Genomic DNA, 24,376 nt, shown 5'->3' on the forward strand with positions numbered 1-24,376 from the left:
CTTTTTGACTTTAGGCAACAGCCATGGATGGCATGGAAATCCGTTGTTGTTCTAGACGATGGGCGACGGTTTTAAACGCCAGTGTGCTGGAAAGCTGTTTGCTCACTTCTGCAGTCGCGCGCCCAGGGTTGGCAGTGACTGCCTTGGCGGTTTCAGCAGGCATGGCCCCGATGAACTCCAGCGTGATGCCCAAAAATTGTTTGCACACCTGGTTCAGGCGCATAAAGTACTGATTGCCTTGATCATGGTTAGCGTCTGTCACGACGACACCCAACGGAATCTGCCCATGCTGCTGGCTGATGTGCTTGATGGTCGCATATGCCGACTTAATGGCGGCTTCGCTTCTATCCATTTGGATCACCAGCTCATGCGCGGCAATTACCGGCAGCAGCAGGCTGTAGTCTTGGCTATCCAGTTGTGCTTCAATCATCACAGTGTCGTAATCGTACGCAAGTTGCTCCACTATACCGTTGAGTTGCGTTTTTAAATCGTGAGATAAAGGCGAGGTTAACAGGTCATTTTCGCCCAAACAGGTCAGGTCATAGCCTTGCGGGTGTTTGAAAATGCCCCGCTGGATGGCCTGACGTTGCACGGCGATGCCTTGCAGGGAATGTGTCATCGCGGGTTGGCGGTGCGCGTGCACCAGCAACAAACGCTGTTCTGGCGTCAGCATGCTGGTCGCCAGTTGACGCATCCACTGGCTGGCTGGCTGGCCATTGGCCCCAATCACACTGATAATGCGGGCAGAGGTTTTGGCCATGATACGGCGCAAGCCGTCCGCCTGGTCACGGTAATTAAACATGTGGCTGCTCCTGGCTGGCGGTTTGCATCATGCTGGAGATCACCAGCGGTAACTCTTCATCCAGATACTGGTAGGGCAGGCTGGCCTGGTGTGGTGTCAACACGCGCTCGACCAGGGCTTGCTTGTCTGCAACCTCGATATCCTCTGGCACACGCTGACCGCTGGTGGTGTAAAACAGGCGCATGCGTTCGCGAATCAACACGTCCAGTACATTGCCAATCGCAGCCGCTTCGTCGAGTTTGGTGACGATACAGCCCGCGATATCATGCTTTTTGTAGCTACGCATCACATCAGTCAAGGTATCGCCGGTTGAGGTCGCATTCAGGCACAACAGTTTCTGTATCGGGCTGTCGGCACGGCTCAGCATGGAAAGTTGCTCAGTCACCGCCTGGTCACGCTGGCTGACGCCTACGGTATCCACCAGAATCATATGTTTGTTCTTGAGTTCGTTTAAGGCTATTTTTAAGTCTTCTTCATCTTTGACCGCATGTACCATCACGCCCAGAATCTTGCCGTAAATGCGTAATTGCTCGTAGCCGCCAATCCGGTAGCTGTCCGTGGTGATCAAGCCCAGGTTCTGGGTGCCATGTTTCATTACATAGCGGGCCGCCAGTTTGGCTGTGGTGGTGGTTTTGCCTACCCCGGTCGGGCCGACCAAGGCATAGATACCGCCACGGTCCAACAAAGCATCTTCGTCGTCCAGCGTGTGCAAATTGCGGCTGATCACTTCTTTGGCCCACATTGGCGCCTTGTTCACATCAATGTGTTGCGGCATTTTTTCGGCAATCTGGCGTGAAAGCGACGCACTGAAGTTGGCAGCGAGCAGGGTGCCCAGCACTTTTGATTTGGCCGGGCTATGTTGTAAATGATGCTGCCAGGTCATGGCACTCATCTGGGTTTCAAAGTGGCTGCGCATCTGGCGCATTTCCACCATCATGCCTTGCATTTTTTCTTCCAGCGTTTGTGTTGCCAGCTGATACGCATGCTCTTGTTGTTCACTGTGCTGCTTGAGCATGTCCATGATGGCCGACTCGTTGACATTGGCCTCTTCAGAGACCGTGGCTGTCGGCGGCTGAACGGCGCGCGGTGCCGGTACTGGGGTTGCTTGCCGGGGTTGCTCTTTTGCATGCACAAAATCAAGCAGGCTGCGGGTTTGCTCGCTGCCTTGCTCAGCATTTGCCTGGCTCGCACTGGCATCGACATCCGACTCCAGCATGGCCATGATCTCGGTCCCACCGTTGACACTGCGATTCGCAACAATAATGGCATCTTCCCCCAGGGCCTGCTTGACCTGAGCCAGGGCTTCACGTGCGTTTTTGCCAAAAAATCTTCTGATGTTCATATTACTGCGCTCCGATTAAACTGGTGACACGAATCGATTTGTTGTCTGGCAACTCATCGTGGGATAACACTCTGAGGTGCGGGACGGTCCTTCTTAAAAATCTGGATAAAGCCTGGCGGAGGGGGCCAGCCACCAGCAGGACTGGTGTCAAGCCCATCTGCTCTTGCTGTCTGGCGGCCATTTCGGTCTCTTGTGACAGTCTTTCGGCAATGCCAGGCTCGATCACGCCCTGGCTGGACTGGTTGTTTTGTAATGCTTGCAACAACAGTTTTTCCAATTGGCCATCTAAGGTCATGGCGGTGATTTCGTTGCTGTAGGGGAACAGGTCCTGCACAATTGCACGCCCCAGCTTGATACGGACCATGGCGGTCAAGTCATTGGCATCTTGCGAATACTGGGCATGGTCTGCCAGCGTTTCCAGAATTGTGCGCATGTCACGGATATGCACGCCCTCATTGAGCAGGTTTTGCAAGACCTTTTGCAAGGTGGACAAGCTGATGATCTTGGGCACAATTTCCTCAATCAGCTTGCTGGATTCTTTGCTCATGTGATCCAGCAACTGTTGGACTTCCTGGCGGCCCAACAGCTCACCGGCATTGAGTGAAATGATGTGGTTTAAATGAGTGGCAATCACGGTGCCTGGATCTACCACGGTATAGCCCAGACTTTGTGCGAATTCTTTCTGCTCGGGATCAATCCACACTGCGGGCAAGCCAAAGGCTGGATCTGTAGTGCGGGTGCCTTCAAGCTCACCGGTCACCGCACCAGGATCAATCGCCAGCATTTGATGATAGTTAGATTCCCCGGTCGCCATTTCCACGCCTTTCATGGTGATGCGGTAGGCATTCGGTTTAAGCGTCAGGTTGTCGCGGATATGGACCGTCGGTGCCAGGAAACCAATCTCCTGGGCAAATTTCTTGCGAATGCCCTTGATACGCTTGAGCAATTCACCGCCTTGACCTTTATCCACCAGCGGGATCAAACGGTAGCCAACTTCGAGGCCGATGGTATCTACTGGCAGCACATCGTTCCAGGTGGCTTCTTCCGCCTCGCTGGCCGGGGCCAATTTATCATCTGGTTGTGGTTCAATCACCGTTTGCTGTTTGGCTTTTTCCTGTTTTTGTTTGACTGAATAGGCCATCCCACCCAACAAGCCCCCCAACCCGATAAAGGCCAGGTGAGGCATGCCTGGAATCAGGCCGATACCGCCAATAATGCCGGCGGTGATGGTCAGCACACGTGGATTTTCAAACAGTTGGCTAATCAGCTGGCCGCCGATATCTTCATTGTTGGCCACACGTGAAACCACCACACCGGCCGCAATGGAAATCACCAGCGAAGGGATTTGTGCCACCAGGCCATCACCAATGGCGAGCAAGGTGTAGTTTTTCACTGCATCGCCAAAGCTCAGGTCATGTTGCACCATGCCGACAATCAACCCGCCGACAATGTTGATAATAATGATCAGGATCCCGGCGATCGCATCCCCGCGCACATACTTACTGGCACCATCCATCGCGCCATAGAATTCTGATTCCTGGCCGACTTCTTTACGGCGGCGGCGGGCTTCATCTTCGCCAATCAGGCCCGCGTTCAGGTCCGCGTCAATCGCCATCTGCTTGCCTGGCATCGCATCCAGGGTAAACCGTGCACCCACTTCTGCAATCCGGCCCGCACCTTTGGTGATCACGGTAAAGTTAATAATGGTGAGGATGACGAACACCACGATACCGACCGCATAGTTCCCGCCAATCAGAAAGTGACCAAAGGCCTCGATCACTTTACCGGCGGCATCAGGGCCGGCATGGCCCTCGGTCAGCACGATACGGGTCGAAGCCACGTTGAGCGACAAGCGCAACATGGTGGTCATCAGCAGTACGGTCGGGAAGGCGATAAAGTCCAGCGGCTTGGTGGTTTGCAGACCGATCATCAATACCAGGATGGACAAGGCAATATTAAAAGTGAAAAACACATCGAGCATGATGGCCGGTAACGGCAAGATCATCATGGCCAGCAGCAAAACAATAATGAGCGGGGCGGCGATGCTGCGGCCGTCCATTTTCCCCATTATTTGTTGCCAGTTATTCATCTAAATACTCCTCAGTCTTGCTTATTCAATATCTGTTGCCGTGGCAGGCGCTGCGACCAGTGCATGTGGATCCAGTGCGTCCGGGACCGGTACATCAGTAGGGATGACCGGACGGACGCCGCCATGCTGCTTGAACACGCGCAGTTGAAACACATAAGCCAAAATTTGCGCTACCGCGGCATACAAGGTTTGTGGAATCTCGCGCTCCAGCTCGGCATGGGCATACAAGGCCCGTGCCAGTTTGGGGGATTCCAGCGTCATCACATTGTGTTCTGCAGCAATTTCCTTGATTTTTTGCGCAAGTACATCGACGCCTTTGGCAACGACGACAGGCGCTGCATTTTCACCTTCTTTATAGCTGATCGCCACGGCATAGTGGGTCGGGTTAGTAATCACCACGTCTGCCTTGGGCACATTACTCATCATTCTTCTGCGCGCCATTTCACGCTGCTGCTGACGGATACGGCCTTTAATTTCAGGGCTGCCTTCGGACTCCTTGGATTCGTCCTTGAGTTCCTGTTTGGTCATTTTGTGTTTTTGCGCGTATTGATACAGCTGGTAGGGCACATCAATCACGGCGATCAGGACCAGCGCAGAAGCCAATGTTAAAAAGCCGGTCACCATAAATTCGCTGACAGTGCTAATCCCGGATTCCAGCGGCATGTTGGACAAGCCCAACATCGGTTGCAAATCCTTTTTCACCAGCGTGTAGCCGACAGAACCAACCAGGATGGTTTTTGCAATCGACTTCACCAACTCCACCAGCGAGTTCTTGGAGAACAGATTGGACAAGCCTTTCATCGGGTTGAGTTTGCCAAAGTTGGGCACCAGCGATTTCTGCGACATCACCCAGCCACCGACCAAGATCGGTGAAGCAATCGCTACGGCAACCACAATGACTGCCAGTGGCAAAAAGGCCCACATCGCCTGTTCCACCACTTTTATCATATGCACAATCAACAGCTGCGGCTCAAACGCCATGGCCCTGTCCAGACTCAGGCCCTGACGCAATACATCCTTCATGGCCTCACCCATAGGCTTGCTCATCATCATGATGGCAATGCCGCTGGTAAACAAAACCGCACAAGAGGCCAATTCGCGCGACCTGGGAACATCGCCGTCTTCGCGTGCCTTCTCCAATCGCTTGGGGGACGCGTCTTCGGTCTTTTCCATATCGCTGTCTTCAGCTGCCATGTCTTTCACTCGTTCCGGGTTTGCACACCACGCCATGTCGTGTGTCTTGTGAGTGATTATTGGCTAGATAAATGTATTTCTAAGTTGGGAATAAAAGGGCGAATTGACCGCTTTCTCACAGTTGCTGCCTGCCTGTTGTTAAGGGGTGTAAAAGCTAAAAATATTTTTGATTAATAAACAGTGACTTATCAAATTTTTGGATTTTTTTTGATTGTGCACCCTAAAGTTTTATCAAGTAGGGACGTTAACCGGAATATCTGAAAAAGTATCTGGCCACCATGAAGGCTGCTTAAAAACGAATAAAAGTCATTGTTTACGGAATACAACAAGAAAACTTGAATTAATTTTTGAATTGGAAATCAAAAAATGCTGACACACTGCACATAACAAACTTGTAGCTCAACTTTAGGTTTGAGCGATAAGTGATTGATATTATTGTTGGTGAATAATGCCGTGTAGGGGTTTGTAAGACAAACTCCTACACGGCTGTTTTCGTCTGTCTTACAAAATAAACCGACAAACCCTGATTGTTGCAGTTCATGATTGCGCGCAAAGTACGCCTAACGCTCAGGCGGACTTAAATTTACGCAAAAAAACGGAGAAAAGATCATGAACATGCAAAACGATTTACTCGCTGAAATCAAGGATGCCAACCTGAACTACCTGATGTTGGCGCAACAACTGATCCGTGCTGACAAAGCCACTGCCATCTTCCGCCTTGGCATTAACAAGGAAATTGCAGATCTGCTCGAAAACTTGACCAATCTGCAGTTACTCAAACTCTGTAACACCAACATGCTGCTGACCCGCTTCCGCTTTGATGATAGCGAAATCCTGGGAATGTTGACCAGCTATGCCAAAGACCCTGCCCAAGCCCATCTGCATACTGCGGTATTAATGTCAGCCCAGGCCGCAGATTCCACAGTATAAGCAGCGTAGTTGTCACCACACGGCGATTAGAAAGAGAAAAGAGGATATCATGCAAAAGAAGAGTGTAGTAAACGAAGCAGAACAAATTCAACTGGCCATGCAAATGATCGAACTGGGCGCCCGCCTGCAGTTGCTCGAATCACAAACCACATTGTCACGTGAGCGTTTGATCAAGCTGTACAAAGAGATGAAAGGCGTTTCTCCTCCAAAAGGCATGTTGCCATTCTCTACCGATTGGTTCTTGACCTGGCAACCAAACATTCACTCCTCGATTTTCTACAACATTTATCGCTTTATGGTTGATTACGCAGGGGTAGACGGCATCCAAGCCATCATCAAAGCCTATACCTTGTATATGCAACAAGTACAGCATCCTGATGCCGACGCCAAAGAAGAGCCTGTGTTGTCACTGACACGTGCCTGGACACTGGTACGTTTTATTGAAAGCAAGATGCTGACAACTAAAGTCTGTCATTGCTGTGGTGGTCAATACATCGTCAATAGCTATGATTTGAACCAGAACTATGTCTGCAACTTGTGCCATGTGCCTTCACGTGCCGGCAAAACCAAAAAGGCAAAAGAGTTGAGCTACAAACTGGTTTCCATGACTGCCTGATCAGCCAGATCAGTGTCACGACACTCTGTGAGTGAAAGGATTCAGCATGCCATCGGCCAAACTTTCGGTAGAGACGCTGTTGCCCAAACCCTGGCTACAGCGCCTGCTACCAAAACGGTTGTGGTGCCAGGCATTACTGATCCAGACACTGAGTATACTGTTGATCGCGGGCCTCGCGCCAGGCGTGATCAACAGTGTATTCGCATTTGAATTAAGCCATCTTGGCATTTCGCTAGAGCATGTCTGGATTTGGCTGCTCCTGCATATTTGTTTGGTCAGCCTGCTGGCCAAAGCCGCGCAGATGCCAGTCTGGTGGCGCTGGATTCATGCGATTTTTCCAGTCGCTGTCCTTGGCATGCAGCATATTAACTTGCCTGCCACGGTTTACCTGGCTGGATTTATCATTACCTTGACCCTGTACTGGTCTGTACACAACACCCGGGTCCCATTTTATCCTTCTTTCCCTGCCACCTGGCGCGCGCTGCATCACGTGCTGGAGCAGCATGGCGATGATGCTCCGCTCAAAGTGCTGGATATTGGCAGCGGGATTGGGGATCTCGCCCTGTTTTTGGCGAGCCAGCGTGTGCATGACGAGGTTTCAGGTATCGAAATTGCGCCGCTGCCATGGGCGGTCAGTGCGGTCAGAGCCTTGTTTTCTGGCACCAGTGCCAGATTTACGCTCGGTGACTACCGCGAACTGGACTTTGCAAAATTTGATGTCATCTTTGCTTATTTGTCGCCTGCTGTGATGCCCGATGTCTGGCAAAAGGTGAGGGCAGAGATGCCGGCTGGCACGCTGTTTGTCAGCTCCGAGTTTCCAGTGCCAGACATGACGGCGCAACGAATCATCTATCCGCAAAAAAACGCGCCTGCCTTGTACGTCTACAGCCTGTAGACAGCCTTTATTCCTTTCTTGTATCCGCCATCGCAGGCGCTTAAGCCTGTCGTTGCTGGCATGAAATCTAACCAGAATTAACCATATTTAATAAGGGGCTAAAGCCCTTTTATTTGGATAATTGAATTCCTTGGCCTGTTGCTATGCTTTTAACATTGGTAAAACCATTGTGGAGTGTAGGCATGTTAGTCATTGTCGGGTATGTCGTTATTTTAGGGGCGATTTTTGGCGGGTACGCAGCGGCCGGGGGGCACTTGGGTGGCCTATGGCAGCCATTGGAAGTCGTGATGATTTTCGGTGGGGCTGTAGGTGCATTTGTTGTCGGCAATGATGCCAAGTCATTGAAAGCCACACTTAAAGACTTACCAAATGCCTTCAAAGGCTCCCATGTCAACAAAGCCATGTATATGGATTTGCTGGCTTTGCTGTTCGAGATTCTGACCAAAATTCGTAAAGAAGGGCTGATGTCGATCGAGAAGGATGTTGAAGATCCTGAATCCAGTGCCTTGTTTGGCAAATATCCCAAAATTCAGCATGACCATCATGTGGTCGAGTTTATTTGTGATTACTTGCGTTTGATGGTGTCCGGCAACATGGATGCCTTCCAGGTTGAAAACCTGATGGATAACGAAATTGAAACCCACCATCAGGAGGGCCATGTGGCAGCGCATTGTATTGCAAAACTCGGTGACGCCTTGCCAGCTTTTGGTATTGTAGCTGCGGTGATGGGGGTGGTACACACCATGGAAAGTTTGCATTTGCCGCCCACCGAACTGGGTGTGCTGATTGGCCACGCCCTGGTGGGTACCTTCCTCGGTATTTTGCTGGCGTATGGCTTTGTTGGCCCGCTGGCTGGGGTGCTGGAAGCCAAGCTGGAAGAAAGCTCCAAGGTCTTTCAAACCATCAAGGTGACGCTTCTTGCCAGCCTGAATGGGTATGCACCTGCAATTGCTGTTGAGTTCGGCCGCAAAGTCTTGTACTCCACTGAGCGTCCAAGTTTCTCTGAGCTTGAAGATTACGTCAAGCAAGCTAAAAAATAAGCCTGGCAAACAAGATCAATCCAAATAAAGCACAGGACCAACCCTAGAGGACCACGAAAATGGCAGAAGAACATATTGCCCCCATTATCGTTAAAAAAATCAAGAAAGGCGGCGGCGGTCATCACGGGGGTGCCTGGAAAATCGCTTACGCCGACTTTGTGACGGCGATGATGGCGTTCTTTTTGCTGATGTGGCTGCTCGGCTCCACCTCTAAAGCACAACGTGAAGGCATTTCTGAATACTTTAAAACCCCGCTCAAAGTCGTGCTCATGGGCCCGGGCGTGGGTGCCAGTGATTCCGCCTTGAAAAATACCGGCGGCAAGGATGTGACACTTAAGCAAGGTCAGGTGAAGCCGGTCGATGGCGACCCTGGTCGTAACAAAACGATTAAGGAAGAAGAGTTAAAAGAAGTCCTCAAGAAGGCAGAAAAAGCCAAGCTGGAAGAAATCAAGGCCAAGATTGAACAGGCGATTGATGAAAACCCTGAGCTCAAGCAATTCAAATCCCAATTAAAACTGGATATGACAGCGGAAGGCCTGCGCGTACAAATTATCGACGAACAGAATCGCCCGATGTTTGAAAACGCACGCGCTGACTTGCAACCTTACGCCAAGAAAATTTTGCGAGAGATTGGTAAAACACTCAATGGCGTGGATAACAAAATCAGCCTGTCTGGGCATACCGATGCCACGCCTTATGCCAGCGGTGATCAGGGCTACAGTAACTGGGAGCTCTCAGCCGACCGTGCCAATGCTTCAAGGCGAGAACTGATTGCCGGCGGCATGGATGAGACCAAGTTATTGCGTGTGGTTGGCATGGGCTCAGCCATCATGATGGACAAGGAAAATCCGTTCAATCCTATTAACCGCCGGATCAGTCTGATCGTGATGAACAAAGAAGCAGAAGAGGATTTACTCAAGGATAACGAAAAAATTTCTGTCAGTGAGAAAGACCATTCGCAAGTCGATGCATTGCAGAAAACCGCCGATACACCTGCGGAGTAAAAAAACAGGGAACGGTAAAAGCGCAAGAAATAAGTCATTTTTATGATGCTTATTTCTTGATTGAAAATCAGGGGAATCAGGCAAGATAGGACCACTATGAAAACATTGCCCATAGAAGAACTAAGAGAGTTACTGGCTGCAGTTTCGCACCATGGTGATTGGCATTTGCTCGAAATCGAAACCGATTTACAGCAAACCAGCTTTTTGCTCAATGAGGCGATTGAAAAGCTCAGTGCCAGCTTTATGAATGTGTATGCCCAGTTAATGGAGCAACAGTCTGCCCTCCAGTTATTGGTAGAGGCCGGCAAGTTGCAGCCTGAAGAAATGCAGCAGTTGCAGGTGTTTCAGGACAATATTGGTCAGGAAGTGAATAAAGTGGTGACTGGCATGCAGTTTCAGGACATGACCAATCAATTGCTGCAACGGACGATTAATCGGGTGAACGGCTTAAAAGTGCTGTTACATGAGTTATCCAGCCATCAGTTTCCGATGGCAGCGGATGACGAGCATGAGGAAATCAGAAGCTTCATTCAGCAATTGAACCAGAATTTTGATCAGGGTAGCCAGCATTTGACCGGCAATTTACGCAAGTCAGTGAACCAGCAGGACTTGGCAACCGGTGATATCGATTTATTTTAGTCACAGCGGCGTTTTACAAAATTAGTGAAAAAGGCGAATCAAACATGGCGAAAACAATTTTAACAGTAGACGACTCCGGATCATTGCGTCAAATGGTGGCTTTTAGCCTGAAAGCGGCTGGCTATGATGTGGTACAGGCGGTCGATGGTCAGGATGGCTTGAACAAAGCAAAAGAGAAAACCGTTGACCTGGTTTTGACGGATCAGAACATGCCCGTGATGGATGGGCTGACGCTGATCACCAACCTGCGTACATTGGCTTCTTACCAGAAGGTGCCTATTTTGATGCTGACCACTGAGTCATCAGACGAAATGAAGGCAAAAGGCAAAGCGGCTGGTGCAAATGGCTGGTTGGTCAAACCATTTGATCCAAAACGTCTGATTGAAGTTGTACAAAAAGTAATTGGTGCCTAAGGGCACAAGGTTAAGGGACTGGAGTAAACAATGACAGTGGATATGAGCCAGTTTTATGAGGTGTTCTTTGACGAGGCTGAAGAGTTATTGGCCGAAGCAGAGCGCCTGTTGCTTGATATTGACGTAGAGTCACCTGATATCGAGCAGTTAAACGCGATTTTCCGTGCTGCGCACTCAATCAAAGGGGGCGCGGCAACGTTTGGCTTTATGGACATGGCAGAGATTACCCATGTTCTGGAAAACCTGCTTGATAAGATTCGCAAGCAGGAAATGGCATTGACCACAGAGCATGTGGACGCCTTTTTGGCCGCCAAAGACGTGATCAAGATGCAACTGGATGGGCATAGACATGGTTCAGCAGTAGATGCTGAGCAAGTCGGCGATGTCTCCATGATGCTGAAGTCCTTGTCTGAAGGCAAAAGCGCCATTCCCGAAGACCCTGTCATTGCTGCTGCGACACCGGAGCCGGAAGTGTTGGTCGTCGGTGCTGAAAAGCCAGCCTTGTCTGTCAGTGAAGATGAAAAAGCCAAAGGCATCACCTTATATGACGTCGGCTTGCCGGTAGTCACCGAGCGCGACTTGGCAAACTTGAAAGACGAGTTAGCCTTGTTAGGTGAGGTGGCCGTGTATCAGCGTGCGCCAGGCTCACATGCACTGCTGGTTAAAACCGATTCTAGCGCAGACGACATTGTTTCGATTTGCTCCTTTATTGTAGACCCTGACGCACTGGTGATTCAGGTAGCGAGCGAGGCCGCCAAAGCGCCAGAAGCCGCCGCCGCACCAGAGCCTGCGCCTGCCGCTGCCGTCGCGGTTGCCGCACCCGTTGAGGAAGATCTGGGCTACGGCTTCTTCGATGATGATCCGATTATCAAGCCTGAAGCAACAGCGGAGGCCGCCCCGGTTCAGCCGGTCGCTGCAGAAGTGACTGGTAATGGCAAAGTTCAGGTGGCTGAAGAAATGGGCTATGGCCTGTTTGGCACTAATAATGAGGAGCGTCAGGAGGATGGTTACGGCTTCTTTGCCCCATTCAAGCCACACCCAGATGCCCCCAAAGCACAATTGATCGGTGACGATACTGCCGTCGCAGCGCAAGCTGCGGCAACACCGGCGCCTGCACAAGTGGCTGAAGCGGCGCCTAAAGAAGTGAAAGAGGACCGCAGGTCACAACAACGCCGTGAGTCCGATAAACCGGCGGCAGCGCAAAATGCAGAAAGCAGCTCCATCCGTGTCGGGATTGAAAAAGTTGACCAGTTAATTAATCTGGTTGGCGAGCTGGTGATTACCCAGGCCATGATTGAACAGCGTGTTAATGCACTGGACCCTGTGGATAACGAAGCACTGATTAATAGTGTCAGCCAACTGACTCGTAACACACGTGACCTGCAAGAGTCCGTGATGTCTATCCGTATGATGCCGATGGACTTTGTATTCTCACGCTTCCCTCGTATGGTGCGTGACCTGGCAGGCAAGTTGGGCAAAAAAGTGGACTTTGTCACTAGCGGTGCCACGACAGAGCTCGACAAGAGCCTGATTGAGCGGATTGTGGATCCACTGACCCATTTGGTGCGTAACAGTGTAGACCATGGTATTGAAAAACCGGAAGTGCGTAAACAGCTAGGCAAAGCCGAGAATGGCACGTTGACCCTGTCTGCGGCACACAAGGGCGGCAGCATCGTGATTGAAGTCACCGATGATGGTGGCGGCCTCAACCGCGACAAGATTCTGGCTAAAGCCATGTCTAACGGCTTGCCAGTCAGTGAAAGTATGTCTGACGCTGACGTTTATAGTTTGATTTTTGCCCCGGGCTTTTCTACCGCTGAGGTGGTGACCGATGTGTCTGGCCGCGGGGTCGGCATGGATGTGGTGAAACGGAATATCACCGCCATGGGCGGCAATATTGAAATCCGCTCTGCGCTGGGCTATGGCACGACCATCTCGATTTCCTTGCCACTGACGCTGGCCATCCTCGATGGCATGTCGGTGTCGCTGGACAAGAGTGTGTATGTGGTGCCATTGAACCTGATTGTCGAAACCTTGCAACCTCGTGCAGAAGACCTGAAAACGGTCACAGGCGAGGGGCTGATGGTGCATGTCCGTGGAGAGTATCTGCCGATTATCGCCTTGCATGCCTTGTTTAACCATCCTACCCAGATCACCAATCCGACTGATGGTGTCTTGCTGATCCTGGAAGCCGATGGCAAGAAATCTGCCCTGTTTGTAGACCGTCTGGTTGGTCAGCAGCAAGTGGTGATCAAGAGCCTGGAAACCAACTTCAAGCGGATTCCCGGTGTTTCTGGCGCCACCATTATGGGCGATGGCTCGGTGGCATTGATTCTGGATGTGCCAGCCATTATCCAGATGGGTCAGACAACCAATTATGTGACTGGTGGATTGGCATTTTCCAACCAGAACTATTCGACTTCACAAACACATATCAATGCATAAGGAGTATATGCAATGAGTACAACAACAGAATTAGCAAATACATCGGCCAATAACACTGGCGGCAGCCTGAAAACGGCGGCCGGCGAGTACCTGACCTTTGTGCTTGGCAGCGAGCAATATGGGATTGAAATCCTCAAGGTGCAAGAAATCCGTGGCTACGATGCCGTGACGCAAATTGCCAATCTGCCATCGTTTATCAAGGGCGTGATCAATCTGCGCGGCAAAATTGTGCCGATTGTCGATTTACGTATCAAGTTCAATCTGGGCAAAGTGGAGTATGACGAGTTTACTGTCGTCATCATTCTGAATCTGAATGGCCGCATCGTTGGCATCGTGGTGGATGGTGTGTCTGATGTCCGTGAATTGCGCGATGAACATTTGCGCGAGGTCCCCACGCTGGTCACCCGTATCGACACCAAATACATTGTGGGCCTGGCCACCATTGAGCAGGAAATGCTGATCCTGGTGGATATTGAGAAACTCATGACCAGTGACGAAATGCAACTGATGGATGCCGCCGTCCATTAAATAGAGAGAATGCAATTAAAGCATTGACACAATAATTATTATAAAAATTGCAACTCGTTTCATAGAGATCTTTTGCAAGGGGTAACAACCATGTTTTCTACAATCATCAACAAATTGGCAGCAAACACAAGGGGCTATCAGAATGTGTTGAATCAGGTGGCTGAATTTAGTGCCCTGAAGTCAGAAATCAACAAGGCACGTGCCATTGTTGAGTTAAATGACAAGGGTGAAATCAGCCATGTGAACGAGAATCTGTGCCACTCTTTAAAATACGCAGCCAATGAGCTGGTCGGCAAGCATCATCGCGCCCTGTTGGCTGGTGTTGATACAGAAAAACCAGAATATGAACAATTCTGGAGTGCCTTAGGCAGTGGCAAATCGCAAGTGGGTAGCTTTAAACTGATCAACAAAGAGGGCAAGGATGTCTGGTTTCAAGGGTATTACGCCCCAGTGATGCAAGGCAACCAGCTGCGCAAAGTGGTTGCTTACCTGACAGACATTACAGCAGACAAGCTGCGCAACATCATCCTGCAAGAGGAAGAGCACGCACTAAACCAATGTTTTGGTGTCATGGAATGTGACTTGCAAGGACATATTCTCGAATGTAATGATGTTTTTCTGACCCCGCTTGAGTTTCGCCGTGAAGAGGTGATCGGCAAGCATGTGTCCATGTTGCTCAAGGCTTCTACCGCACAAAGCGATCAGTACAAGCAAATGTGGGAAAAATTGAACAAGGGGCAGAATGCAAAACTGGAAATCTGCCGAGTGGCAAAGTCTGGCAAAGAGTACTGGTTTAGTTCCAGCTATGTGCCTATCCCAGATGCGAGCGGCCAATTAGCCAAGGTCAAAGTCTATTCGTACTGTATTACTGAAGAAAAGCAGCGAGAAATTGACTTTCAGGGTAAGGTGGCTGCGATTAACAAGGTACAGGGAGTCATTGAATTTGACCTCCAAGGCAATATTTTGCATGCCAATGACAACTTCCTAAAACTTACAGAGTACTCACTGGCTGAGGTGGTTGGTAAGAACCATAGCATTTTTGTTAGTGAGCGTTACAAGAATAGCCCTGAGTATAAAGTTTTCTGGGAAAAGTTAAGTAGCGGTCAGTACGATGAAGGGGTTTATCATCGCTATACTAAAAATGGTAAGGATATATGGGTGCAGGCATCTTATAACCCCATTTTAGGGTTAGATGGTAAGCCGATGAAAGTAGTTAAATATGCTACTGACATCACCAAAGCAGTGCTGGCAGACAAACAGCAAAAAGAAAAGTCCAGAGAAGCTTCGATGATCAAGCAAGCGTTGGAGTCTTCCTCTAACAACTTGATGGTTGCGGATAACGATGGTGTCATTACCTATATGAATCCAACAACCTTGAGCTTAATGCGCGAGGCTGCTGATACGTTCAGAGCCATCTTCCCATCTTTTGACCCAGACAAGTTGATTGGGCAGAACTTTGATCTGTTCCACAAAAGTCCTGCGCATCAACGCAATTTACTGGCAAGCCTGAAGGGCAAGCATGTTGCTGAGTTACCGATTGGCGAGATGTTTTTCAGACTCACTGCAAATCCTCTCATTGATGAGCAAGGCGAACGTATTGGCAGCGTGGTGGAGTGGGTCAATTTGACCGAGGAAAAACGTCTTGAAAACGAAATGAAATCTGTGGTTGAAAATGCCGTGGATGGTGATTTGTCTACAAGACTGGATGCGAATCGTGCAAAAGGTTCTGCCGTCAAAACGATGGAAGCCATTAACCAGCTCCTGGACACGTTTAGCGATATTTTGTTGCGTGTGCGTGAAGCGGGCGAAACGATTAATACGGCAGCTCATGAAATTTCCAGTGGCAATAATGATTTGTCCAGCCGCACTGAACAGCAAGCCTCTAATCTGGAAGAGACAGCTTCCAGCATGGAAGAACTGGCATCAACCGTTAGACAGAACGCCGAAAATGCCCGCCAGGCCAACCAAATGGCTGAAGCAGCTTCACAAGTGGCGCTTCGTGGTGGCGATGTCGTTGGCAATGTAGTGACTACCATGAGCGCGATCAACGAAAGTGCGCGCAAAATTGAGGACATTATTTCTGTCATTGATGGCATTGCCTTCCAGACCAACATTTTGGCATTGAACGCCGCAGTTGAGGCTGCCCGTGCAGGTGAGCAGGGTAGAGGCTTTGCCGTGGTCGCTGGTGAGGTGCGTAACCTGGCTCAACGCTCTGCCAGTGCTGCCAAAGAGATCAAGGAGCTGATTACTGACTCCGTCAGCAAAACCACTGAAGGCACCAAACTGGTGGAAAGTGCTGGTGTAACCATGCATGAGGTGGTCACTTCCGTACAACGTGTGACCGACATCATGAGTGAAATCACCGCGGCGTCTGCAGAGCAAAGCTCAGGCATTAACCAGGTGAATGACGCGGTCAATCACATGGATGAAGTCACACAGCAGAATGCTGCCTTGGTTGAAGAAGCCGCTGCGGCAGCAGAATCGCTGGTAGAGCAGGCTGCGACGCTGATGGATACCGTGAATCGATTTAAATTACGTGGCGTGAGCCAGAGCAGTGCTGTCAGCCGCCCGACGATGACAAGCAAAGTGGCGGCCGCACCTGCGGTAAGCAAAGCCAAACCGACGGTAGCTGCGGTCAATCATGCGCCAGTCAAAGCCGCAAAAACCGGCACGGATGACCAGGAGTGGGAAGAGTTTTAATGTGAGCGCTCAATACAAGGAGGTGCAACATGATCAGATGTCCTGCAATGATAGAAAAAATAATTGAAGGCCTGAAATTGTGGGCCTCCTTATTGAGCGGTTATCCTCTGTGGTAAAAAGTTGTGATTTCAAAGTCCTGTTGCAGGGCTTTGCCATTTTGAAGGTGGAAATACAATGAGAACCTGGCTAGGCATACTCAAGCAATGGATGACTGGATCTCATCATTCTCAACTCAGTGAGGTGGATCTAGAACGCTTGAACAGGATGGAGGCCCTCCATCGCGTCGTGGCGATGATTGAGTACGACCTAGATGGGAACGTGCTTGATGCCAATCAAACATTTTTAGACTTAACCGGTTATACGCGTGACGAAGTGCTCGGTCAGCATCATCGCATGTTCCTGCCATTGGGAAACCTTGATGCGCCAGAGCATAAGCAGTTTTGGCAAAAGCTTTGCAATGGAGAGGCTCAGACGGGCCAATTTAAACGCTTAAGCAAAGGAAACCGCGAAGATTGGATTGAAGGCAGCTTTATCCCGTTAAAAAACCAAGACGGGCAAGTGGTGAAAATCGTCAACTACTTTAGTCTCATCACCGCGCTTAAGGCACGTGAGCTTGAGAGCCAAGGCCAAATTGATGCCTTAAACCGGGTGCTTGGAGTCATTGAATTTTCGCTGGATGGCACGATTCTGGCATTGAATCAGAACTTTGCGCGGGTGACCGGTTACGATGCTGCTGAAGTGGTTGGTAAACATCATCGCATTTTCATGCCACACTCAGAAGCCAGCTCCTCGGACTACATCAGATTTTGGCAAGATCTTGCCAGAGGTGAGTTTAAATCGGGGATCTACAAACGCATTGCGAAAAATGGACAAGAGGTCTGGTTACAGGCGACCTATAATCCTATTTTAGACAGTGACGGCAAGCCGTTGAAGATCATTAAATTTGCTACTGATATCACACAGCAAAAGGCGCGAGACTTAGACTTGGCCAGCCAGTTGTCCGCCATTCGGCAAATCATGGCTGTGATTGAGTTTGACCTGCAAGGCAATATTCTGGATGCCAATCATAACTTCTTAAATGCTGTTGGTTATCAGAAAAGCGCTGTTGTGGGCAAGCATCATAAAATGTTTGTTCCGAGCGACGTTCAACAATCCACTGAGTATGCGCAATTTTGGCAAAAGCTGGCTCAAGGAAACACACAAGCGGGTGTTTATCAACGTGTCGCGGCGAATGGCAACCCACTATGGTTGCAAGCCAGCTACAATCCGATTTTAGACTTGAATGGCAAGCCCTACAAAATAGTCAAGTATGCGATTGATGTGACTGAGCAGCGCCTGCGTGATATCGATAACCAAGGGCAAATGACCGCTATCCAACGCTCATTAGGAACGATAGAGTTTTCGCTGGATGGTCATATTACTAAAGTGAACGCAAATTTCATGCAAGTCGTAGGTTATCAAGCGGCTGAACTGATTGGCAAACATCACAGTATGTTTATGCCATTGGAAGAGCGTCATGCAATGGAGTATAAAAACTTTTGGCATCGCCTTGGTCGCGGCGAATTCATGCAGGGTGTGTTTAAACGGATAGATAAACACGGCCAGGAAATTTGGCTCCAAGCGAGTTATAACCCTGTGCTTGATGAGCATGGGAAACCCATCAAGGTTGTGAAGTTTGCAACAGATATTACTCAGCAGAAACGTGCTGAAACAGGCTTGATGGAGGCCGTGCTATCTACTGAGCAATTACTGGAAGCGGCTCAGCACGGAGACATGACCGCACGCATAGACTTGCATGGTAAAACGGATCAGATACTTAGTTTGTCCAACGGTATCAATCGCTTAATGGACCGTGTGTCTGAAATTCTGTTGCAAGTTAAAGAGGCCACCACCACGATCAATAGCGCAGCCAATGAAATTTCAACGGGCAATATTGATTTATCTACGCGCACAGAAAGACAAGCGCACAGCTTGCAGGAAACCTCCTCCAGTATGAGCCAACTGGCTGCAACGGTGAAACAAAATGCTGAGAATGCATTGCAGGCCAACCGAATGGCAGAGGCGGCTTCCAAAGTGGCTGAGCGTGGTGGGGAAGTCGTGAATCAGGTCGTGGATACCATGACTGCGATCAGTCAAAGCGCGCGTAAGATTGAAGATATCATTTCAGTGATTGATGGGATTGCCTTCCAAACAAATATTCTGGCACTAAATGCGGCGGTTGAGGCTGCGCGTGCTGGCGAACAAGGTAAAGGGTTTGCTGTTGTGGCTGGAGAGGTGCGTAATCTGGCACAACGCTCTGCAAGTGCTGCCAGAGAAATCAAGGATCTGATTGCTGACTCTGTCAATAAAACCACGGAAGGTACACAACTGGTCGAAGGTGCCGGTCAAACCATGGTGGAGATTGTGCAGTCAGTCAAGCGTGTCAGCGATATTATCAGTGAAATTTCTGAAGCTTCGATTGAACAGACCTCAGGGATTGATAGTGTCAACCAAGCCATCACCAGCATGGATGATGTGACGCAGCAAAATGCAGCGTTAGTTGAAGAGGCGGCTGCCGCAGCCGAGTCTTTAGTTGAACAAGCCAGCCAATTGTCTGATCTGGTGGCTGATTTCAATCTGAATGAAGCAACTCAAAACAAAGCCAAACCACCTTTATCCCGAACAGGTACTTACAATTGATCCATTGAATGGTGGAAGTGTTGTTAGGACCTAGCAAACTCTGATTGAAGCCGACTGCAAAGTCGGCTTTTTCTTTTTTCAAATCTGCTATTTAACACGCGATCACATGCTTTTTCGGTATCTATGTTGCAGTTGTAATCTAATAAACTCACAGGCAGAAGTAAAAATTGTAATTTCGTCCTAGTGAAAATACAAAATATCGAAAGAGATCAGATTATGAAAATCAACTTGCCCGTGACACAAAAAGAGATTGAACTCAAAGAGGATGCCTCTATTGTGTCCAAGACGGATTTAAAAGGGGCCATCACCTATATCAATCGTGAGTTTATTGAAATCAGCGGCTTCAGTGAGGCGGAGCTGATAGGTAAAAATCACAATATTATCCGTCACCCGGACATGCCAGCAGCGGCGTTTGAGGACTTGTGGCGGACGGTGAAAGCAGGGAAGCCCTGGAACGGTATGGTGAAAAATCGCTGTAAAAATGGTGACCACTACTGGGTAGAAGCAAATGTGGCCCCCATCCGTGAAGGCGCTAAGGTGATAGGGTATATGTCTGTTCGCAATAAAGTGAGCCGCGCACAGATTGAGCAGGCTGAAAAACTGTATCAACAGATGCGTGACGGCAACCTCCCGCAACCTGGCTGGGGTGAAAAACTGGCCGCAAAAGTACATGACCTGCCGATTTTCTACAAGCTGTCAGCAGCTATGCTGACCCCGGTGGCTGTTGTTTCTTCAGTGGGCTTTTATCGTCATGATCCTGGCGCATGGGTAGGTATGGGGATGGGGATCGCGGCTGCATTGGTGGCTGGCGGCATTTTCTCGCTAAAACTGAAAAAGTCGATGGCTGTGATGGCACATGCGATTGAAGGCTTGGCTGGTGGCGAGTTGAATCTCAAGATTGATACGCGTGGCAACGACGAATTTGGCAGTTTGATGAAGACACTGAAGTCCATGCAAATCAAGGTGGGCTTTGATGTCAACGATTCTAGGAAAATGGCTGAAGAGGCGGGTCGTCTGCAAACCGCGCTGGATCAAAGTGCCACCGCCTTTTCCTACAGCGACAGTCAACATCAATTGCAATATATGAATGCTGCGGCCCGTAGCCTTTGGCAACAACTGGTAGAAGAGATTGCCAAAGAACAGCCAGGATTTACCTTGGAAAAGATGTTTGGGAATGCGATTTCCAGTTATTTACCTGAGGCTTACCGCGCGGCATTTGCCGAAGTTTCCAAGATACCTCGGGTGATTGAATTTGCTGCTTATGGCAAAAAAATTCAAGCGACCATTGTTTCAGTGTATACCGCCAAGGGCGAATATCTGGGCCGTATGACGCAGTGGGATGATAAAACGGCTGAAGACATTGGTCAGCAAGAAGTCTTCCGCTTGGTGCGTGAAGCTTCTGCGGGCAACCTGAGACAACGTGTAGATCTGGAAAAACTGCCTGAAGGCTTTGTGCTTGAAATCGGTAAAGGTATTAACCAGATTCTGGATGCCTTGATTAATCCGCTCAATGTCGCCGCCAAATATGTTGAAGACATTTCCAAAGGCCATATCCCGGCAAAAATTACGGATACTTATCAGGGTGACTTTAATACCTTAAAAAACAACCTGAACCAGTGTATCGATGCCTTGAATACCCTGATCGCTGAAATGAACCACATGAGTGCCGAGCACGACGCAGGTGACATTGATGTTGAGATTGATGTCACTAAATTTGATGGCGCTTATCGCACCATGGCTGGTGGCATCAACCAAATGGTGGGCGGCCACATTGCCGTCAAGAAAAAAGCCATGGCCTGCATGCAGGGACTGGGCGAAGGCAACTTTGATACTCCACTGGAAAGATTCCCAGGCAAAAAAGCCTTTATCAATGACACCATCGAACAGGTGCGTGCCAATTTGAAAGCCTTAAATGCGGATACTAGCATGTTAGCCGAGGCCGCCAGAGATGGTCGCATCAGTGTCCGAGCGGATGCAGCGCGGCACCCTGGCGATTACCGTAATATTATCGATGGTATCAACAATACGCTGGATCTGATTGTTGGGCCGATTAGTGCGGTGACTGAGGCGGTGGAAACAATCACGACCGCAGCCAATGAAATCTCCAGCGGTAACTCTGATCTTTCTGCCCGTACCGAACAGCAAGCCTCCAGCCTCGAAGAAACTGCGGCCAGTATGGAAGAACTTGCTTCTACGGTTAAACAAAATGCCGAGAATGCCAAACAGGCCAATCAGATGGCGCTGTCAGCCTCTAGTGTTGCAGCCAAAGGGGGCGAAGTGGTGGATGAAGTCGTCGCAACCATGAGCGCGATTAATGAAAGCGCCAAGAAGATTGAGGACATCATCTCAGTCATTGATGGGATTGCTTTCCAGACCAACATCCTGGCGTTAAATGCGGCGGTTGAGGCCGCCCGCGCAGGTGAGCAGGGCAGAGGGTTTGCCGTGGTGGCCGGTGAGGTGCGCAATTTGGCACAACGCTCTTCGACCGCGGCGCGTGAAATCAAGGAGCTGATTACGGACTCTGTTAATAAAACGGCAGAAGGCACTCGTCAAGTGGAGCATGCAGGGACCACCATGCAGGAGGTCGTCAGTTCTGTACAGCGGGTCGCCGATATTATCAGTGAAATTTCCGCAGCTTCTATTGAGCAGACCACGGGGATTGATCAGGTCAACGAAGCGGTGACCAGTATGGATGAAACCACACAGCAAAACGCAGCGCTTGTAGAACAAGCGGCGGCGGCGGCTGAATCCTTGGTGGATCAAGCCAATCATTTGGCTCAAGCGATCAGCCATTTTAAAGTGGACAGTGGCCGTTCTACAGCGGGGCATCAAGTCATGCGCAGAACCGGCACGCATGGCTAAAAATAAAGTTGTAATTGTTTTGTAACAACACTAAAGAAATCATAAGGTCTGTCGTTATTAACAATAAGTGGTAGTGAAAAGCCACCTAAACCATGGTTAATAATTTGATGGAGACTTTATGAAAAAACATTTGAAAACAACGTTAAGTATTATTGCATTATCAACATTGGCAACACCGCTGTTTGCGGCTGAAGTGTGCAAAGTGTCTATGATGGGCCGTGTCTGTTTTGAAGAGGGCAGCCCAGAATTGACTGCAGCGCACATGAAAGGTGACGCAGTGGCTGAATCTTCAGCAGCGAAGAAAAAGGTAGATGTTGCTGAAGCTGAAAAAACCAAGAAGTAATGCATTTCTTGCTTTGAAAATCCCCCTCTGCAAAGGGGGATTTTTTATGCGTATCGCCAAGCTGTAGCCCCGGCAAAATACATGAAAACTTGAGTAGGAAAAGACCTGTAAAAAGCTTGTTTATTAGCGCATGAAATATGTTTGGAGTATTACAAAATAAACGAGAGTCTGATAAAGGCGAATAAAAATCTGGATTTGGAGTTTTAATTATGACCATTGCGAAGAGAATGTATATTCTGATTGCAGTTGCAGCGCTGGGGCTATTTACGCTAGCGACGCTCAGCTACTTTCAGACTGATCGTGTATTTAAATACACCAACGTTGCCAATGAAAATGCGGCACCCAGCATTGAGGCATTGGATGACACGCTCGCTGAGTTTGAGCTATTAAATAGCTTGATCTGGCAGCATATGCTGAATACAGACAACGTCAAAATGCAGCAGATTGAAAAGCAGGTTGCTGAGGTGCATGGTGATCTGATGGCTGCACTTAAAAAATACGACAGTCTGATCAGCGATGATAAAGACAAGCAGTTACTGCAAAAAGACTATGAGGCGATCAAGTCTTATGATGAGCTAGGTAGCAGCGCGCTGACGCTTTCGCTCTCTAACAAGAAAACAGAGGCCAGGGATGTGTTGCTGGCTAATCAGGCGGTGATTGAGCATGTTCAGAAAGCGATTCGTGAACATCGGGCCTACAACAATGAGATTGCTAAACAAGGGGCTGCTGCAGCGGTGAAGGTTAAGCAAAATGCATTGTTGATGCTGATTGCGATTGCCGGCCTCTCCTTGGCTGTCGTGGTTTCGATTGGTTTCTATATCAAACGCAGCCTGTTTAAGCAATTGGGTATGGAGCCTGCCGATTTAACTGTCATTGCACGCAACTTTGTAGAGGGCAATCTGACCCAGAAGATTGTGTTGCCTGAAGATGACAAAACCAGTGTTGCTTATTCTATCCGTGTACTGCAACGTACCTTGGATGGCCTGGTACAGTCATTGAACTATGTCAGCCAGCAGCATGATGAAGGCGATATTGATTGCACTGTTGATCAAAACCGCTTTAAAGGCGGCTACGCAGAAATGGCCGCCGGGATCAATAAAATGGTGGCTGGGCATATTGCCATGAACCGCAGTGCGATTGAAGTGGTGAAAGCGTTTGGCGATGGCAATCTGGATATGCCGTTGGAGCAATTCCCAGGCAAGAAAGCCTTTGTGAACGAAGCCATTGAGCAAGTGCGTACCAATATCAAGCGTCTGGTCAATGATACTGACGAGCTGGTGCATGCTGCCGTAGAAGGGCGCTTGTCCACCCGTGCGGATGCCAGCAAGCATCAAGGTGACTTCCGCAAGATTGTCCAGGGCGTGAACGAGACGCTGGATGCGGTGATTGACCCCCTCAACGTGGCGGCCCAATATGTGTCCGATATCTCCAAGGGCAATATCCCGGCCAAGATTACCGACCACTACAATGGTGACTTCAACACCATTAAAGACAACCTCAACCAGTGTATAGACGCCGTCAATGCGCTGATTAGCGATGCCGACATGCTGTCACAAGCCGCGGTCGATGGCAGACTCACCACCCGTGCCGATGCCAGCAAACATAATGGAGACTTCCGCAAGATCGTCGAAGGCGTCAACAACACCCTGGATTCCGTGATTGGACCATTGAATGTGGCTGCGAACTACGTAGACCGCATTTCCAAAGGCGATATCCCTGAGCGTATTACCGACCATTACAATGGCGACTTTAACGAGCTCAAGAACAACCTCAATACCTGTATTGAAGCGGTCAACCTGCTCGTCAACGACGCCAACCAACTGGCCGAAGCCGCAAAAGAAGGACGCATCACCGT

General features: G+C 49.4%; 18 protein-coding genes. 14 read left to right on the top strand and 4 right to left on the bottom strand.

Annotated features, from left to right (window positions below):
- Positions 1-10: 10 nt before the first annotated feature.
- From ACT53G_RS06795 to flhB, 4 genes are read right to left on the bottom strand one after another with little or no spacing between them, the layout of a single operon-like run.
- Positions 11-802, bottom strand: coding sequence for a MinD/ParA family ATP-binding protein (locus ACT53G_RS06795; RefSeq protein ID WP_194747603.1), 792 nt, complete (start codon positions 800-802; stop codon positions 11-13).
- Entirely contained in the window at positions 795-2,144 is a 1,350-nt protein-coding gene (gene flhF, locus ACT53G_RS06800) for a flagellar biosynthesis protein FlhF (RefSeq protein ID WP_476169003.1), read from the bottom strand. The genes ACT53G_RS06795 and flhF overlap by 8 nt, the downstream gene beginning before the upstream one ends.
- Before the next feature lies 1 nt (position 2,145).
- The gene (flhA, locus tag ACT53G_RS06805; protein ID WP_476169004.1) at positions 2,146-4,233 is read right to left on the bottom strand and encodes a flagellar biosynthesis protein FlhA; all 2,088 of its coding nucleotides are present in this window, start codon (positions 4,231-4,233) and stop codon (positions 2,146-2,148) included.
- A gap of 21 nt (positions 4,234-4,254) precedes the next feature.
- A complete protein-coding gene (gene flhB / locus ACT53G_RS06810) occupies positions 4,255-5,427 on the bottom strand; it encodes a flagellar biosynthesis protein FlhB (protein ID WP_313989305.1) in 1,173 nt (390 codons plus the stop codon).
- Between the two features lie 609 nt (positions 5,428-6,036).
- Here flhB and flhD point away from each other — a divergent pair.
- From flhD to ACT53G_RS06880, 14 genes are all read left to right on the top strand, one after another.
- The gene (gene flhD / locus ACT53G_RS06815) at positions 6,037-6,357 is read left to right on the top strand and encodes a flagellar transcriptional regulator FlhD (RefSeq protein ID WP_194747599.1); all 321 of its coding nucleotides are present in this window, start codon (positions 6,037-6,039) and stop codon (positions 6,355-6,357) included.
- Between the two features lie 49 nt (positions 6,358-6,406).
- Complete coding sequence (flhC, locus tag ACT53G_RS06820) at positions 6,407-6,973, top strand: flagellar transcriptional regulator FlhC (protein WP_194747597.1); 567 nt, start codon at positions 6,407-6,409, stop codon at positions 6,971-6,973.
- Positions 6,974-7,019: 46 nt separating this feature from the next.
- Positions 7,020-7,868, top strand: a complete 849-nt coding sequence (locus ACT53G_RS06825; protein ID WP_275355219.1) for a class I SAM-dependent methyltransferase — start codon at positions 7,020-7,022, stop codon at positions 7,866-7,868.
- A gap of 182 nt (positions 7,869-8,050) precedes the next feature.
- The gene (gene motA, locus ACT53G_RS06830; protein WP_194747595.1) at positions 8,051-8,908 is read left to right on the top strand and encodes a flagellar motor stator protein MotA; all 858 of its coding nucleotides are present in this window, start codon (positions 8,051-8,053) and stop codon (positions 8,906-8,908) included.
- A gap of 59 nt (positions 8,909-8,967) precedes the next feature.
- Positions 8,968-9,912 carry a flagellar motor protein MotB gene (gene motB, locus ACT53G_RS06835; RefSeq protein WP_194747593.1) on the top strand — a complete coding sequence of 315 codons (945 nt, stop codon included), beginning with the start codon at positions 8,968-8,970 and terminating at the stop codon, positions 9,910-9,912.
- Positions 9,913-10,008: 96 nt separating this feature from the next.
- Positions 10,009-10,551: a chemotaxis protein gene (locus tag ACT53G_RS06840; RefSeq protein ID WP_194747591.1), complete on the top strand. Its 543-nt coding sequence runs from the start codon at positions 10,009-10,011 to the stop codon at positions 10,549-10,551.
- A 44-nt stretch (positions 10,552-10,595) separates the two neighbouring features.
- Positions 10,596-10,964, top strand: a complete 369-nt coding sequence (locus ACT53G_RS06845) for a response regulator (protein ID WP_018985223.1) — start codon at positions 10,596-10,598, stop codon at positions 10,962-10,964.
- Between the two features lie 30 nt (positions 10,965-10,994).
- Complete coding sequence (cheA, locus tag ACT53G_RS06850) at positions 10,995-13,409, top strand: chemotaxis protein CheA (protein WP_476169005.1); 2,415 nt, start codon at positions 10,995-10,997, stop codon at positions 13,407-13,409.
- A 12-nt stretch (positions 13,410-13,421) separates the two neighbouring features.
- Positions 13,422-13,937: a chemotaxis protein CheW gene (locus tag ACT53G_RS06855; protein ID WP_194747587.1), complete on the top strand. Its 516-nt coding sequence runs from the start codon at positions 13,422-13,424 to the stop codon at positions 13,935-13,937.
- A gap of 90 nt (positions 13,938-14,027) precedes the next feature.
- Entirely contained in the window at positions 14,028-16,637 is a 2,610-nt protein-coding gene (locus tag ACT53G_RS06860; protein ID WP_194747585.1) for a methyl-accepting chemotaxis protein, read from the top strand.
- 174 nt (positions 16,638-16,811) lie between these two features.
- The gene (locus ACT53G_RS06865) at positions 16,812-19,316 is read left to right on the top strand and encodes a methyl-accepting chemotaxis protein (RefSeq protein ID WP_476169006.1); all 2,505 of its coding nucleotides are present in this window, start codon (positions 16,812-16,814) and stop codon (positions 19,314-19,316) included.
- Positions 19,317-19,532: 216 nt separating this feature from the next.
- A complete protein-coding gene (locus ACT53G_RS06870; protein ID WP_476169007.1) occupies positions 19,533-22,178 on the top strand; it encodes a methyl-accepting chemotaxis protein in 2,646 nt (881 codons plus the stop codon).
- 118 nt (positions 22,179-22,296) lie between these two features.
- A complete protein-coding gene (locus ACT53G_RS06875; protein WP_194747579.1) occupies positions 22,297-22,521 on the top strand; it encodes a hypothetical protein in 225 nt (74 codons plus the stop codon).
- Positions 22,522-22,730: 209 nt separating this feature from the next.
- Positions 22,731-24,376 (top strand): MCP four helix bundle domain-containing protein (locus ACT53G_RS06880; protein WP_476169008.1); only part of this gene is annotated, 1,646 nt, incomplete at its 3' end.

This window comes from Methylophilus sp. DMC18, assembly GCF_056314005.1.

Excerpts from the sequence above, each read along its gene's own strand:
- ACT53G_RS06795 (WP_194747603.1), bottom strand. The coding sequence starts at position 802 with ATGTTTAATTACCGTGACCAGGCGGACGGCTTGCGCCGTATCATGGCC.
- flhF (WP_476169003.1), bottom strand. The coding sequence starts at position 2,144 with ATGAACATCAGAAGATTTTTTGGCAAAAACGCACGTGAAGCCCTGGCT.
- flhA (WP_476169004.1), bottom strand. The coding sequence starts at position 4,233 with ATGAATAACTGGCAACAAATAATGGGGAAAATGGACGGCCGCAGCATC.
- flhB (WP_313989305.1), bottom strand. The coding sequence starts at position 5,427 with ATGGCAGCTGAAGACAGCGATATGGAAAAGACCGAAGACGCGTCCCCC.
- flhD (WP_194747599.1), top strand. The coding sequence starts at position 6,037 with ATGAACATGCAAAACGATTTACTCGCTGAAATCAAGGATGCCAACCTG.
- flhC (WP_194747597.1), top strand. The coding sequence starts at position 6,407 with ATGCAAAAGAAGAGTGTAGTAAACGAAGCAGAACAAATTCAACTGGCC.
- ACT53G_RS06825 (WP_275355219.1), top strand. The coding sequence starts at position 7,020 with ATGCCATCGGCCAAACTTTCGGTAGAGACGCTGTTGCCCAAACCCTGG.
- motA (WP_194747595.1), top strand. The coding sequence starts at position 8,051 with ATGTTAGTCATTGTCGGGTATGTCGTTATTTTAGGGGCGATTTTTGGC.
- motB (WP_194747593.1), top strand. The coding sequence starts at position 8,968 with ATGGCAGAAGAACATATTGCCCCCATTATCGTTAAAAAAATCAAGAAA.
- ACT53G_RS06840 (WP_194747591.1), top strand. The coding sequence starts at position 10,009 with ATGAAAACATTGCCCATAGAAGAACTAAGAGAGTTACTGGCTGCAGTT.
- ACT53G_RS06845 (WP_018985223.1), top strand. The coding sequence starts at position 10,596 with ATGGCGAAAACAATTTTAACAGTAGACGACTCCGGATCATTGCGTCAA.
- cheA (WP_476169005.1), top strand. The coding sequence starts at position 10,995 with ATGACAGTGGATATGAGCCAGTTTTATGAGGTGTTCTTTGACGAGGCT.
- ACT53G_RS06855 (WP_194747587.1), top strand. The coding sequence starts at position 13,422 with ATGAGTACAACAACAGAATTAGCAAATACATCGGCCAATAACACTGGC.
- ACT53G_RS06860 (WP_194747585.1), top strand. The coding sequence starts at position 14,028 with ATGTTTTCTACAATCATCAACAAATTGGCAGCAAACACAAGGGGCTAT.
- ACT53G_RS06865 (WP_476169006.1), top strand. The coding sequence starts at position 16,812 with ATGAGAACCTGGCTAGGCATACTCAAGCAATGGATGACTGGATCTCAT.
- ACT53G_RS06870 (WP_476169007.1), top strand. The coding sequence starts at position 19,533 with ATGAAAATCAACTTGCCCGTGACACAAAAAGAGATTGAACTCAAAGAG.
- ACT53G_RS06875 (WP_194747579.1), top strand. The coding sequence starts at position 22,297 with ATGAAAAAACATTTGAAAACAACGTTAAGTATTATTGCATTATCAACA.